Origin of the sequence: Candidatus Poriferisodalis sp. (assembly GCF_965208895.1) — a bacterium.
In the GTDB taxonomy this organism is placed as follows: Bacteria; Actinomycetota; Acidimicrobiia; order Acidimicrobiales; family Poriferisodalaceae; genus Poriferisodalis.
On sequence record NZ_OZ242363.1, the window covers coordinates 699,191 to 711,308 of the forward strand.

At 65.2% G+C, this 12,118-nt stretch carries 15 protein-coding genes and 1 pseudogene; 5 read left to right on the top strand and 11 right to left on the bottom strand.

All coding sequences use genetic code 11. The features are described from left to right. The first annotated feature begins 103 nt into the window (after positions 1 to 103). Entirely contained in the window at positions 104 to 451 is a 348-nt protein-coding gene (locus tag ACOGJB_RS03230) for a hypothetical protein (RefSeq protein WP_419839391.1), read from the top strand. 131 nt (positions 452 to 582) lie between these two features. Here the strand turns inward: ACOGJB_RS03230 and ACOGJB_RS03235 are convergent, their stop codons facing one another. After that, positions 583 to 1,659 (bottom strand): hypothetical protein, encoded by a 1,077-nt coding sequence (locus ACOGJB_RS03235; RefSeq protein ID WP_419839392.1) that lies wholly within the window; start codon positions 1,657 to 1,659, stop codon positions 583 to 585. 85 nt (positions 1,660 to 1,744) lie between these two features. After that, positions 1,745 to 2,365: an ADP-ribosylglycohydrolase family protein gene (locus ACOGJB_RS03240; RefSeq protein ID WP_419839393.1), complete on the bottom strand. Its 621-nt coding sequence runs from the start codon at positions 2,363 to 2,365 to the stop codon at positions 1,745 to 1,747. A gap of 84 nt (positions 2,366 to 2,449) precedes the next feature. On the opposite strand from ACOGJB_RS03240, the gene ACOGJB_RS03245 reads away from it, so the two are divergent. Further along, positions 2,450 to 3,400, top strand: coding sequence for a macro domain-containing protein (locus tag ACOGJB_RS03245; protein ID WP_419839394.1), 951 nt, complete (start codon positions 2,450 to 2,452; stop codon positions 3,398 to 3,400). A gap of 167 nt (positions 3,401 to 3,567) precedes the next feature. Then, positions 3,568 to 3,891, top strand: a complete 324-nt coding sequence (locus tag ACOGJB_RS03250; protein ID WP_419839395.1) for a hypothetical protein — start codon at positions 3,568 to 3,570, stop codon at positions 3,889 to 3,891. Positions 3,892 to 3,971: 80 nt separating this feature from the next. On the opposite strand, the pseudogene ACOGJB_RS03255 reads toward ACOGJB_RS03250, so the two are convergent. Then, a pseudogene (locus ACOGJB_RS03255) lies at positions 3,972 to 4,229 on the bottom strand (DUF1156 domain-containing protein); the annotation flags it as partial. A gap of 81 nt (positions 4,230 to 4,310) precedes the next feature. Between ACOGJB_RS03255 and ACOGJB_RS03260 the strand changes: the two are divergent. Next, positions 4,311 to 4,661: a hypothetical protein gene (locus ACOGJB_RS03260; protein WP_419839396.1), complete on the top strand. Its 351-nt coding sequence runs from the start codon at positions 4,311 to 4,313 to the stop codon at positions 4,659 to 4,661. After that, the gene (locus ACOGJB_RS03265) at positions 4,652 to 4,999 is read left to right on the top strand and encodes a hypothetical protein (protein WP_419839397.1); all 348 of its coding nucleotides are present in this window, start codon (positions 4,652 to 4,654) and stop codon (positions 4,997 to 4,999) included. The genes ACOGJB_RS03260 and ACOGJB_RS03265 overlap by 10 nt, the downstream gene beginning before the upstream one ends. On the opposite strand, the gene ACOGJB_RS03270 is transcribed toward ACOGJB_RS03265, so the two are convergent. From ACOGJB_RS03270 to ACOGJB_RS03305, 8 genes are all read right to left on the bottom strand, one after another. Then, positions 4,957 to 6,207, bottom strand: a complete 1,251-nt coding sequence (locus tag ACOGJB_RS03270) for a hypothetical protein (RefSeq protein WP_419839398.1) — start codon at positions 6,205 to 6,207, stop codon at positions 4,957 to 4,959. The two genes, ACOGJB_RS03265 and ACOGJB_RS03270, sit on opposite strands and share 43 nt — an antisense overlap. 245 nt (positions 6,208 to 6,452) lie before the next feature. Next, on the bottom strand, positions 6,453 to 6,758 hold the full coding sequence (locus ACOGJB_RS03275) for a type II toxin-antitoxin system PemK/MazF family toxin (protein ID WP_419840669.1): 306 nt from the start codon (positions 6,756 to 6,758) through the stop codon (positions 6,453 to 6,455). Continuing rightward, positions 6,758 to 7,006, bottom strand: coding sequence for a hypothetical protein (locus ACOGJB_RS03280; protein ID WP_419839399.1), 249 nt, complete (start codon positions 7,004 to 7,006; stop codon positions 6,758 to 6,760). Before ACOGJB_RS03280 ends, ACOGJB_RS03275 begins: the two co-directional genes overlap by 1 nt. Positions 7,007 to 7,078: 72 nt before the next feature. Continuing rightward, entirely contained in the window at positions 7,079 to 7,825 is a 747-nt protein-coding gene (locus ACOGJB_RS03285; RefSeq protein WP_419839400.1) for a hypothetical protein, read from the bottom strand. Positions 7,826 to 7,828: 3 nt separating this feature from the next. Beyond that, complete coding sequence (locus ACOGJB_RS03290; protein ID WP_419839401.1) at positions 7,829 to 8,314, bottom strand: hypothetical protein; 486 nt, start codon at positions 8,312 to 8,314, stop codon at positions 7,829 to 7,831. A gap of 141 nt (positions 8,315 to 8,455) precedes the next feature. Continuing rightward, on the bottom strand, positions 8,456 to 9,712 hold the full coding sequence (locus ACOGJB_RS03295) for an ATP-binding protein (RefSeq protein ID WP_419839402.1): 1,257 nt from the start codon (positions 9,710 to 9,712) through the stop codon (positions 8,456 to 8,458). A 147-nt stretch (positions 9,713 to 9,859) separates the two neighbouring features. Then, positions 9,860 to 10,531: an RloB family protein gene (locus tag ACOGJB_RS03300; protein WP_419839403.1), complete on the bottom strand. Its 672-nt coding sequence runs from the start codon at positions 10,529 to 10,531 to the stop codon at positions 9,860 to 9,862. A gap of 9 nt (positions 10,532 to 10,540) precedes the next feature. Next, entirely contained in the window at positions 10,541 to 12,073 is a 1,533-nt protein-coding gene (locus tag ACOGJB_RS03305; protein ID WP_419839404.1) for an AAA family ATPase, read from the bottom strand. Between the last annotated feature and the right edge of the window lie 45 nt (positions 12,074 to 12,118).

A 12,118-nucleotide genomic window follows, 5' to 3' on the forward strand; every position in this document is an offset into this window, starting at 1 on the left:
GGTCACGGATGATCGAAGTGGAGGCTTCGTATCGTGAGGGGCGACGTGAGAACGGCATCATCCATGCAACGCCGGCTCGTACCAGCTACGTGCGCAGGTTGACATGGCGATAGAACGACCCGACTTTGCGAACTGGACCGAGGAAGACTTCGAGACGCGCGCAGACGAGATCTGCGAGTACTTTCACTCGTTCGACTGGCTGGGCCGCCTGCCCGGTCCCCGACATGAGACGTACCTCGAACTCGCGGTGCAGGCCGAGCGCACCATCGAGGCGCCTACCGAGGTCAGCCGCAACCAGATCGCCGAAGCCGTCTGCTGGGCTCGAGACGAAGGCACCTCATGGGAGCGCATCGGCGAGCTGCTGGGTACCTCCGCCGACGAAGCCGAGCGGCGCTACGGCGTCGCCGTTCAAGCTGAGCGCGGCAGCCACAGTTCCGGTGTGCCGACTTGACTTCTCCGGTACTCGCGGGCAGCGGCCCGCCAGTTCTCGAATCCATCGGCGGCCGCATACAGGTTCTCATCCAAGAGTTCCTTGGTGTGCTCCGAATGCTCGGCCGCGAATCGGAGCCAGCGCGGGAACGCCTACTCGACGGTGGACAGGAAGGCTGCATCAAACACATCCGGGTGTGATTCGTCGCACTCGGAACACACAGGCCCGTCCGTGGGGCTGTGGTTGGGAACGAAGCTCTCCAGGAAGAGGTCTACCCGGCAGGGTGTCCAGTGCAGGACATCGCCATCGCGGCAGAGCGTTCCGAACAGTCGCAGTGCCGGGATCAAGGCCCAGAATTCGTCATGGCCTTCGCCTGCGGGGCGAGCTGCGCGCCCGAATTCGTCCAACACAGAGCTGCGGTCGGGACGCTTCGCGGGATACAGCGCCGCCGCGGAGCCGCCTTCGGGCAGCAGGCTCAATCGCTGCTCTGCCAAGAAACCCAAGTCCGGCCACTCGAATTCGAGCGCCTCCTCGAACGGTTCCATCTCATCGTTGGCATCAAGTGACATGTAGATGTCGAGCGCGCAGTGGCACAGGGCTCGGGCGTCGGCCAAGCTCAGTTGCTCGATTCCTGGGCTGTCGCGCCCAGCCGATGCCAAGGCCTCGCGCTCGGTCACAAGTTCGAAACCGCGAGCTGCCCCGCACATGAACCAATTGATGTCGACCAGCAAGCCGTGCAGGCGCCCGTCGGGACGCCGGTACTCGATCGTGACCTCGCACGCCTCGCCCCACTCGTCTCGCCACAGGAAGGCTTCCACCGGAGTTGCTCGGCCCAATGCTGTCGCCCATGTTGGCACATCGTCCACGGACGCCATCCGCTCGAGCTGACGTCGAGCTGTCGCTCGCGCGCTGCCCGGTCCGTATGCGCCGAGCGCGGCAGTGATGGCCGCACCGGCTGCGCCGCCGATATTGCGGGCGTGGTCGAGCACGAGCGCAGGCTGCAGGCCCTCTGGCGAGTGAGGCACTGCGACGAATTCCTGCATTCCGGACGCCCAGCCGTCAGCCTCGTCGATATCTGGTCCGCTGGCCGCGAACCCTGATGCGCTCGCCTCCAACAGTTCGAGCAAATAGCGATCCTGCGGGTCGAGCCGCGGCTTGCCACCATGTGCGCCGGGGCGCGTCCCTTTGGGCGTGACGCGCCCGCCGCTTCTGGACTTGGGTCGGGCCATCGGATGATCGTATGCCCGCCGGCGCTCATCGTTCGTGGATGCCTTGGCGGCTGGCGTGGGCTAGCAGTCGGCCGCTCCGAGCGCATCACTTTGCAGATCGCATTCGCGCAAACTCGGTAGCAGCGCCGCACATCCGGTCGGCGTACTCAAGCGCGGTGCACCCGTCCAGGAGCGCTGCCGCAATCTCGTTGTACGCCACACAGCTGTCGACACATCGCCTGTGAGCGTGGGTAACCGCGGAGATCTGAGCGCTCTCGGCCTGGCGAACCGTGGAATCGCTGCGCACCAGCGCCGACGGGAGCGCCCGCATCAGCGACCCGTTGCCGCAGGAATGCTCCGACGTGAGGCCGCTGGTCGCCGGATCGCCGTCGTGGCGCAGTTGCAGAAGCGCCTGGCGGGTGGTGATACCCACATCAGGTGGATCGGCTTCGAACCACTCCAGAAACTCCCGAGCGATTGCCCCAAGGCTCTCCGAGCCACCCGTCTCGAGATAGCCCGCGACAACGGCCCAAGTGAGGTCGGTGTCGTCGGTTCCCTGGCCTGGACGCCAGCCGAATGCCCCGCCACCCACGATGTCCCGATGAACACCGTGCCGCCGCTGGATTTCGGCCGCTGACATGAATTCGACCGTGGCGCCGAGCGCATCACCGGCCGCCACACCGAGAAGACCTCCGGCAATGAAGTCGGTGAGCGACGTGGCCGGCACCCGCGGGAGCCTAGGAATGGCGGAAGCCGGCGAGTCCGCTTGCCGGCCAGACAGTTTGTGGCACCCCCTTCCTACCGTGGAGGCATGTCACAAGACGGCTTGAGTTTGTTCAACAGGGCCCTGTGGGGGCCGGACGGTCCGTCGGAAGATGCGGCCACGCGGCGGGATTGGAACGATGTGACGCCCATCCGGCAACCCGCGCCGATACCGCCTCCGCAGATGCTGCTGTCGGGCGCCGAGATGCAGGCGATCGCCATGGGTTATGTCCCGGTGGACATGAATGACAAGTGGTTCGCCTTCCTGGAGGGCGACTGCCTCTACCTGCACCGCAGCTGGACGGGCCTGGGCATCTACGAGGTCACTTTTGCAGCGAAGGAGACCGGGTTCATGATCACCTCGGCCCGGGTCGAGTGCGACCCTGACGTCTACAACCGTGATTCCGACCTGGGCGAGCGCGAGCGGCTCCGCGATCTCATCGCACACGTTTCCGGTGAGCCCATGCCGCCGTTGCTGCCGGTCCTGATCCAGAGCAAGCCCCAGCTCGAAGCGGTGCTCGGGGACATCACGGCCGAGCGCGTCGCCGCCATCGTCAATCCAGCCAGCGCAAACCTGCTCGGCGGGGGCGGTGTGGATGCCGCCATCCATAAAGCAGCAGGTCCCGAGCTGCGGGCGTATTGCCAAACGGTCGGCGGATGCGAGTTGGGTCGCGCCAAGATCTCGCCAGGCTTTCGACTGGCCTCGCAGTGGATCATTCACGCCGTGGGTCCCCGATGGCGAGGCGGATCGTACGGCGAGTCGGTGCTGCTCGAGTCGTGCTATCGGGAATCACTCGCCCGCGCCGACGAAGTCGGCGCCGAGAGTGTCGCCTTGCCCGCAATCGCGACGGGTGCCCACGGATACCCGAGGACTGCCGCTGCCGAGGTCGCTGTCAACACCGTGCGCTCGACGCCGACGAAGGTCCGTCAGATTCGCTTCGTCTGCTTCGACGCTCGCACGCTGGAGGCTTATGAGCGAGTTCTCAGCCGAACCGAATAGTGCCATGCTCCGTACTCCCCCGCTGCCTCGGCCGCTGACCCTGCTCACGCGCAGGCGCGCGGGACGGGAACCCGATCGAAGTGGGGGGCCTCCTATGATCAGGAGCGACATGAAGTTCGCATCATCCATGCAATGCCCGCACGGGTCGGATACGTGCGGAGGCTGACATGGCGATAGCACGGCCCGACTTCGCCGCTTGGGCGCAGGACGAGAATGGGGAATACGCGGACGAGATCTGCGAGTACTTCCACTCGTTCGACTGGCTGGGCCGCCTGCCAGGTCCCCGGCATGAGACATACCTCGAACTCGCAGTGCAAGCCGAACGCACCATCGAGAAGCCGACCGAGGCCAGCCGCAACCAGATCGCCGAAGCCGTCTGCTGGGCACGAGACGAATGCCCCTCGTGGGAGCGCATCGCGGAATTGCTCGGCACCTCCGCCGACGAAGCCGAGGAAATCTACGGCACCCTGAGCGTGCCATCGGGCGCATAGCCCTCAAGCACCGCGGCGCGCTTGGCGCAGCCGGTCCAGGCTTTCGAAGCGTTCGGCTTGCGGCGGGGCGTCCGCATCTACTGCCGTTCAGCCTCCTGCGCATCCGCGGTCGCCAGCAAGTTGCCTTCGGGGTCGCGATACCCCTCAGCCGACGGATCGTCCACCAGCGAAGCCCAGATCACCGCCCGAGCCGCAGCGAGCGGCCGCCGCGCCCACCACAGATGCAACGTCGACGGGTGCCCATGCCGGATCGATTTCTCCCGCGCCGCCTCGGCGTTGATCACCGCCAGCGGCAGCGCGACCTCGATCAGCTTCGGTCTGTGCTCCCCCGCTACCACGGTCGCCGACCCTACTTGCGCGCACGCGCGCTGCCCGATGAACTCGAGGCCTGCCGAATTGACAGATGTCGCAGCCCAGCCGTGAGCGGCGGGCTGGCGGCTCGGATGGAAAATTCATGGCCGCTCGAAAATGCCTTGGAGCGCCTTCGCAGTCGTGCCTACGTTCGCACGACTGTGAACCGTTCTCCGCCTACTGTTCGCATCCTCAACGCGGCCCACCGTCACTGTGTTCCGGACGAGGACATCATGCATGCGTATCGCAACCCGATGATCGTGATCTCTGATGACGACGTCCGGGTGTCGGTCGGCGGCGCGAGGGACGGGAACCCGATCGAAGTGGGGGTCTCCTATGATCAGGAGCGACATGAAGTTCGCATCATCCATGCAATGCCCGCACGGGCCGGAGACGTGCGCAGGTTGACATGGCGATAGAACGACCCGACTTCGCTAACTGGTCCGAGGAAGACTTCGAGACGCGCGCAGACGAGATCTGCGAGTACTTCCATTCGTTCGACTGGCTGGGCCGCCTGCCAGGTCCCCGGCATGAGACGTACCTCGAACTCGCAGTGCAAGCCGAGCGCACCATCGAGAAGCCGACCGAGGTCAGCCGCAACCAGATCGCCGAAGCCGTCTGCTGGGCGCGAGACGAAGGCACCTCATGGCAGCGCATCGGCGAACTGCTGGGCACCTCCGCCGACGAAGCCGAGCGGCGCTACCGCGTCGCCGTTCAAGCTGAGCGCGGAAGCCACAGTTCCGGCGTGCCGACCTGATTTCGTCGGTACTCACGGGCCGCTGCCCGCCAGTCCTCGAATCCATCGGCGGCCGCATGCAGGTTCTCATCCAAGAGTTCCTTGGTCTGCCCAGAATGCTCGGCCGCGAATCGGAGCCAGCGCGGGAACGCTGACTCGACGGTGGACATGAAGGCTGCATCAAACACATCAGGGTGTGATTTGTCGCACTCGGAACACACAGGCCCGTCGGCGGGGCTGTAGTTGGGAACGAAGCTCTCCAAGAAGAGGTCTACCCGGCACGGTGTCCAGTGCAGGACATCGCCATCACGGCAGAGCCTTCCGAACAGTCGCAGCGCCGAGGTCATGGCGGAGAATTCGTCATGGCCTTCGCCCGCTGGGCGGGCCGCGCGTCCGAATTCGTCCAACGCAGCGCTGCGGTCGGGACGCTCCGCGCGGTACAGCGCAGCTGCGGTGCCGCCTTCGGGCAGCAGGCTCAGTCGCTGCTCTGCCAAGAATCCCAAGTCCGGCCACTCGAATTCGAGCGCCTCCTCGAACGGCTCCATCTCGTCGTTGGCATCGAGGGACATGTAGATGTCGAGCGCGCAGTGGCACAGGGCTCGGGCGTCGGCCAAGCTCAATTGCTCGACTCCTGGGCGGTCGCGCCCGGCCGATGCCAAGGCCTCGCGCTCTGTCACAAGTTCGAAACCGCGAGCGGCCCCGCACATGAACCAATTGATGTCAACCAGCAAGCCGTGGAGGCGCCCGTCGGGACGCTGGTAGTGGATCGTGATCTCGCACGCCTCGCCCCACTCGTCTCGCCACAGAAAGGCTTCCGCCGGCGTTGCTCGGCCCACTGCTGTCGCCCACGTCGGCACATCGCCCGAGGACGCCATCTGCTCGAGCTGACGTCGAGCCGTCGCTCGCGCGCTGCTCGGCCCGTATGCGCCGAGCGCAGCCGTCATGGCCGCACCGGAAGCGCCGCCGATCTTGCGGGCGTGGGCGAGCACTTGCGCAGGCTGCAGGCCCTCTGGCGAGTGAGGCACCGCAACGAATTCCTGCATTCCTGACGCCCAGCCGTCAGCCTCGTCAACATCGGGGCCGCGGGCCGCAAACTCAGTTGCACTCGCCTCCAGCAGTTCGAGCAAGTAGCGAGCCTGCGGGTCGAGCCGCGGCGTGCCGCCACCTGCGCCGGGGCGCGTCCCTTTGGGAGTGACGCGCCCGCCACGTCGGGACTTGGGTCGGGCCATCGCAGGATCGTATGCCCACTGCCGACCGCCGTTCGCGGATGCCTTCGCAGCGACTGGTGCTCCGATGATATTCGTCGTCACCAACGGAGCCGAACTGGCTGCTGCACTCCGTCAACAAAGCACCATGAGCGCCATTGAACCCAGCGTCGATCAGCCGGGCCACACAGCACACGGCGAGGTCAAGGCAGCACTTGAGCGCATCGCACGCGTGACCCGTTTCTATGACTTCGAGAACGCTTGGTCGGCTAGCAGTCGGCCAGTGCCGCGAGCGCGTCGCAGACTTCGATGCGCCGCCATCCGACGGCGCCGATTCGCTCGGTGAGGAACGAACGTCGGATCGGCTGCAGGTTGTCGAACGACGCCGCGCACTCGAACGCCATCCCCTCGTCGGGGCCAAGCCGCAGCTCGGTCGGAATCGAGCGCACTGTCCGCGTGACCGGGGCGACCACGATCCACGTCAGCACCGGCACAGCATCGCTGCGAGTAACGACCAACACCGGGCGGCGCTTGTCGTTGGCCTCGGCCCACCACACCTCGCCCTGAGCGGGCATCACCACGGCTCTTCAGCGATCATCGCTGCCGTGGCCGCGTCTGCCCATCCCACCTCCTGCTCGCTTTGAGGATGCCGCCGGTAGCCCTCCACGATGGCTTCGCCGATGCGTTTGCGCCGATGGACGTCGATGAGGGCCGTGAGGCCGCGCCGGACCGCGTCTGAGCGAGATTCGACCGCTCCCGCTGCCACCAGCTCGTCGATCTGGCCGGCAACCGCATCGTCGATGCGAGTCACAAACTGTGCCATGCAATCAGCATAGCGATATGCATTGCGCGCCCAGTGGGCCAATCATCGGCGCTAGCCCCGTTTCGTCGCAGCTCAGGCCGAGCGCGGCAGCCACAGTTCGGGCGCGCCGATCTGAGCCCTTTCGTATTCGCGAACCGCTATCCGCCAGTCCTCGAACCCTTCGGCAGCTGCGTACAGATTCTCTTGCAGGTGTTCGTTGCTCGGCTCGCAATGCTCGGCGGCGAATCGCAGCCAGCGCGGGAACGCCGACTCGACAGTGGACATGAAGTGTCGGTCGAACACTTCGGGGCGCGACTCGGCGAACTCCCGACACACCGGCATGTCTGCAGGGCTGTAGTCCGCGACGAAGCCCCCCATGAAGGCTTCGACCCTGCATGGGTTCCAGTGCAGGACATCGCCGTCGCGGCACAGCGAAGCGAACACCTGCAGCCCTGAGATCAGGGAAGAGAGTTCGTCGTCTCCTTCGCATGCCGGGCGGGCTGTACGCCAGAATTCTTCCAGCGCAGCGCTGCGGTCGGGTTCCTCAGCGGGAAAAAGCGCAGCGTCGGTGCCACCCTCGGGCAGCAGGTCGAGCCGATGGCCGGCCACAAAGCTCAAGTGCGTCCCCTCGAAGTCGAGCCCGTCTTCGAGCATCTCCAACTCGTCGTTTGAAATGAGGGACGTGTAGATGTCCAGCGCGCGCAGGCACAACGCTCGGGCGTCCGCCAAGCTCACCGTCTCGACCGCTGTTCTGCCACGCTCATCCGGCGCCAAGTCGGCAGGCCAGACTGCGAGGTCACGCTCGTGGACGAGGTCGAAGCCGCGTGCCGCCCCGCACATGAATCAATTGATGTCGACCAGCAATCCGTGAAGGCTGCCGCCGGGGCGCCGATAGTGGATCGTGATCTCGCATCCCTCGCCCCATTCGTCTCGCCGCAGGAAGGCTTCGACCGGGGTCGCACAGCCCATCTCGGCGGCCCATGGCGGCACCTCGCCCAACGACTTCATCTGGTCCAGTTGCCGACGAGCCGCCGTTTGTGACCGTTTCGGTCCGTATGCGGCAAGCGCAGCAGTCAAGGCAGCACCGGCCGCTCCTCCTGTCTCTCGGGCGTGAGCAAGCAGCAGCGCAGGCTGGAGGCCTTCCGGCGCCCTCGGAAAGGCGACAAAATCCTGCACGACGGAAGCCCAGGCGTCGGCCTCGTCGGCCTCGGAACAGCGACCGGCGAGGCCGGCGGCGCTCGCCTCCAAGAATTCGAGTCCGTAGCGGGTCTCCGGATCGAGCCGAGGCAGGCCCCCGCGCGGATTCGGGCGAGTTCCCTTGTGCCTCACGCGCCCACCATGTCGAGACTTGCGTCGAGCCATCGCCCGAGCGTAAGCCCGCCTTGAGCGAGCGCCGCGGATGCCGTCGGTCGCGACACTCGCCGCTGCTATCTCCTGCTCAGTCCTCGTCATTGCGCGGACCGCCGGACTTCAGCCGCCTGCTTGGTTAGTGGGTGCGGCGTGGATGGTCAGCATCAGCTCGGCGTCGTCGAGGACGCGGTACTCGGGTTCTTTCCCCGAGAGTGCCGTGCTGTTGTCGAGAATGATCGGCACACCCTCACCGCGCTTCTCCATGAAATGGGCGCGGCCCTCCGTCAGCCACGGTTCGTCGGGCGCGGGGCATCGCGTCAGCAGGCTGCAGACCGTCTCGTTGCGCGCTGTCTGGCGGTACCGCAAAGAGTCCACGGTCAACGAGTTCGCGAGCGCGCCAGGCGAGAACAGTTCCAGTCGGTCTTCGAAGAGGCGCAGGCGAATCTTCGCTCCGTGCATGGCATAGTCCCGGTGCGCGACGGCGTTCACCAGTGCTTCGAACACGGCCGCCATGTCGAACTGGGGCTCGTCGACGCGCCCGACGGTCTTGGAAGCGCGTCGACGCATGTTCTTGAGAACGAACCGGCTCGCCTCAATGATCTGCCGATCCAAGGGTCCCGTGATGTCAGCGGCGTCCAACTGGTAGCTCGCAGCGACTCCATCGGCAATGACGGAAGTCCCCCTGTACGCGACAGCTTGCACATAGGCATTCGGCATCCAGCGTTCGGGCGTCTCGCTGCCCATGAGCGCACCGGCGACGGTTGGCGTGACGGCGCCATCGTCGGCTCGGACAGCCATGCCGAGCTTGGCCAGGAACGTCTCTGTGTCGTGGTCTGAGCGCGAGGTGCGAAATCGCGCCCACAGATCCTCAGAGAGGTCCGCGACGGATGCGCTCGCCACGGGCTGCTCATCGAACCGGATCAAGCGCGTCTGGCTGCGCTGTTGGAAGAGGCGAGCCAAGAATTCCGGCGTCATGACGCGCTTCGAGTCGGCGGCACGATGCAAGTAGCCGCCCGGGCTGCGATGCACGAAGAGGCTCCGAGGCACTTCGAGCTTCACGACAACTGCTGTGTGCCCAGTGCTCGTCGGCAGCGGGATTCGATCCAGCAACAACTGCTCGACCGGCGGGACGATGGAGTCGTTGCACACTTCCTTCACAAAGTCGGCGACAGCATCGAGCCTGTCCTGAGGGATGCCGATGATGTCGCGAGACTTGTCCTCCACCCCAAGCACGAGCACGCCGCCTCGGCTGTTCGCGAACGCCGCTATCTCGTCGGCCAAGGCATCGCCGGTTGGCGCCATGACTCGGTGCCCTGAGAAGCGAACCTCCTTGAGGACGATGCGACTCGTCTCACGCAGTCGGATGGCTTCAGCCAAACTTCGCCGACTGTCAAACATGGGCAATCCGTTCCGGTCGCGGGGCGCTCAGGCCCCTCTCGCTGCAGCTTCAGCCATTTTGGCTGCCTGCCCAAGCCGGGAAGTCAGTTCGACCAGTCGCCAACGGCTGCACACGGAGCGGTCGCCTCACTCCAATCCGTGAGACGGGGATGGCTTCGCCGGACCGCCGTGCTGTCGAGGTGCCTGCTCGACGGCTTCGAGCAGACGGAAGATCCCGGAGGACGGGTTGTCGCCAGGGAAGCTGCTTCCGTCTCGCTCATGCATCTCTGCCAGCTGTCGAGCTCTGCCAGCCGCAGTCTTGCGGCGCTGCATGTACTCGACCGTGTCAAGCCCCTTGCCGGTCGAGCCGTCGCTATGCCGCCGAAGGCTCTGGGCTTCTTCGGTATCGAGCCACCGCGTGTGTTCGGCATGGTGCAGGATCAGCCACAATTCGAAGCACGGGTTGGATACCGCGACACCGATGCCGTTGTCCCTCGCCATTTGAACGGCGTCACGAAGGCCCTGATGCGGCTCGGGCGCCTCGACGTCGAAGACGCACCAATACTCGGTTCTGGACTCACGGGCACCTGGCTCTGAGCGCCGGGCTTGCTTTGCTTCGGCGACTAGACGATGTGGGTCGTACCCCATGCCGCGTACATCGAGCGCTGCCACTCTGCGGATTTCCGGGAGTGCAGCGAAGGCATTGAGATACACCGGTTCAGTGACCGTGCCTTCACAAAAGATGACGAAACGCGGTCGCTCGTCCTTTTGGGGCCGACGGCGGCGCAGCGGCTTCGCACTTGGGCGTCGTGTAGGCAAACTGGTGCCTCAGGCATCCAGGCCCAGAGCCTCGCGGACGACATACTGATCGACAACGGGGACTCCGCCAAAACGGCCTTGCAGATAGCCGCGTTCGAGATTTGTGGACCGGCGCACGCGATCACCGCGGAAGTCCGAGAGCGGCGTCAAGTCCGTGCTGCCGTTTGAGCGCTTGTCCGTCAGCCACACTTCGTCGCGATTCAGGCTGCCCAGCAGGCTCGTGTCGTGCGTGGTGAAGATGAGTTGCGCATCGTGCCGATTGGTCTCGGGGTCTTGGAACATCTCGACGAGCTTTCCCGATATGGCCGGATGCAGACTGGAGTCGAGTTCATCCACCACCAGTACACCGCCGTCTTGGAGGACGGCGAGCAGATCCGGCATGAGTTCGAGCCAGGTGAGTGTGCCGCTCGATTCTTCGCCAAGTTCCAGTGGACGCGGTGTGCCTGCTACGTCGTGCAGCAGCCGCAATCGCCTGCCCCGGTACCCCACCTCGTCCGAGTGATCGGCCACCTCAACGTCATGTACACCGAAGTCGGCGAACCGAAGCATGGCCAATGCTCGTGCGCGGTCCGCGTCTTGTCGAGAGCGCCCGCTGCTGTCGCCCCCCGCCGACGCTTTCGGTGATTCGTCGCCGAAGACCTCCAGCAGTGATTCGTGCCAGTCGTGCCGGCCGCGACCGAACCCAAATCGATGCATCCGGATATCGGCCGGCATGAATGACCGAGGCCAGACGCCGATGAAGCTGATACCGCGCACAGCAGCCGCTACCGCTTCGATTTCCTCCGTCAGGCGGCTCGCGACTGACAGAGCGAGCGTCGTCGACGTGAGCAGTTCGCGGCCACCGCCCGTAATGCGCGTACCGCGGCGAAACGCAACGTCCTCGCCCTCGCGCACGAACAGCGCTCGCTGCCGCCGTTGTGGGTAGCTGTAGAGAGCTTCGAACTGGACGGTCGAGTCGTCGACTGCGAGTTCGTAACGGTGATGTACGCCATCGACAACGATGTCCAGGCCGAATCCCGACGGGCGAGCGTCCTCGGCACCAAAGCCGAAGGGGTCGCGTGGGATGGCGCGTTCCCATCCCTTTAGCGACGACCTCACTGCGTGCTGCAACCATGCGAAGCCGTCGAGGACATTTGTCTTGCCCGATCCGTTGGCGCCGTAGATGCCGGCGACCGTCAAGGCCTTCTCATCACCCCAGCCGAGTGGACGCGCCGATTCGCGATCTTTGTCGACGGCGATCATCGACAGTTCGACTGGGTCCATGATCGAACGATGGTTGGAGATCTCAAAGCGCAGCAGCATTGCCGACTCCTCGCGTGCTGAGCACATGCAGAATAGATTTCTCGTATAGTTCGTGCGAGAATTCCAGTATATATGGGCGCTTCGCGGCAGATCCAAGCCTCCCGTCGGCCAGCTGTGCTCGCCTTTGCCTGTCCACGCACCCTTGATGCGGTTCAGTTCGGCGGTATCTCCGCGGCTGCGCGGGCTGCTTAAGGCTGGCGAGCGTGCTGGGGTCTTCTCGAACCACTGGGAGCGATCCAACGCTGAGGTCCCGGCACCGGCCGCCAGGCAGATCGCCAGCTCCCG